Origin of the sequence: Blastococcus sp. TBT05-19 (genome assembly GCF_003319095.1) — a bacterium.
Classification (GTDB): Bacteria; Actinomycetota; Actinomycetes; order Mycobacteriales; family Geodermatophilaceae; genus Blastococcus.
This window is the reverse complement of the sequence record NZ_QOHI01000013.1, coordinates 1-980: the sequence shown is the minus strand read 5'-3', so window position 1 is coordinate 980 and position 980 is coordinate 1. Positions and strand designations below refer to the sequence as shown.

Sequence of the window (980 nt, the reverse complement as noted above, 5' to 3'; positions counted from 1 at the left end):
CTAGGGCGTGTCTCCTAAGTTGAGCGTGGTGGGGCTGATTTGCTGCGGATATGTCTCGCGATCGAGTGCTGACCGACGCTCAGTGGGAGCGGATTGAGGCGTTGATGCCGTCCTCGGACGGCGTGAGATCGCGGCCCTTCCGCGATCACCGCCAGGTCGTGGAAGGGGTGATCTACCGGTTCCGGACTGGGGTCGCGTGGCGTGATCTGCCCGCCTCGTTCGGCCCGTGGCAGACCGTGTGGAAGCGGCACCACCGGTTCAGCACCGATGGCACGTGGGACAAGATCCACGCCCGGCTGCTCGCCGAAGCGCAGGCCGCGGGAGACATCGACTGGATGGTCAGCGTGGACTCCACCGTCAACCGGGCCCATCAGCACGCGACCAACGCCAGTCGGGTGGAGGAGCCCGCCGGCCGTCGTCCGGTGCGCCACACAGGGGGCTGAGCCGAGTTACAAGAACCCGTGGGAAGAACCGCCCGATCATGCGATCGGACGCTCCCGGGGCGGCCTGTCCACCAAGATTCACCAGCTCGTCGACGGCCGCGGTAGACCGCTGGTCATCGCGCTGACACCCGGGCAGGCCGGCGACTCCCCGATGCTGCAGCCGCTGCTGGCTCAACTCGCGGTGCGCCGACTGGGGCCAGGCCGACCACGCACCCGCCCCACAGCGCTGATCGGCGACAAGGCCTACTCCTCTCGCGCCACCAGGACCATGCTTCGCGAGCGCGGTATCACCGCGGTGATCCCGCAACCGTCTGACCAGGTCAGACATCGCGCTCGCCGCGGCTCGGCCGGTGGCCGACCACCGGCCTTCGACCCGATCACCTACAAGGGCCGCAACGTCATCGAGCGCTCGTTCAACGACCACAAGCAATGGCGTGGCATCGCCACCCGCTACGACAGGCTCGCCACCGTCTACCGAGGAGCCGTCGTCCTCCGGGCCATCACCATGTGGCTAACGACTTAGGAGACGCGCCCTAG

At 67.9% G+C, this 980-nt stretch carries 1 pseudogene; it reads left to right on the top strand.

Annotated elements, in window-relative coordinates:
• Positions 1 to 50 precede the first annotated feature (50 nt).
• Positions 51 to 966, top strand: a pseudogene (locus DQ244_RS19080) (IS5 family transposase).
• Positions 967 to 980 lie beyond the last annotated feature (14 nt).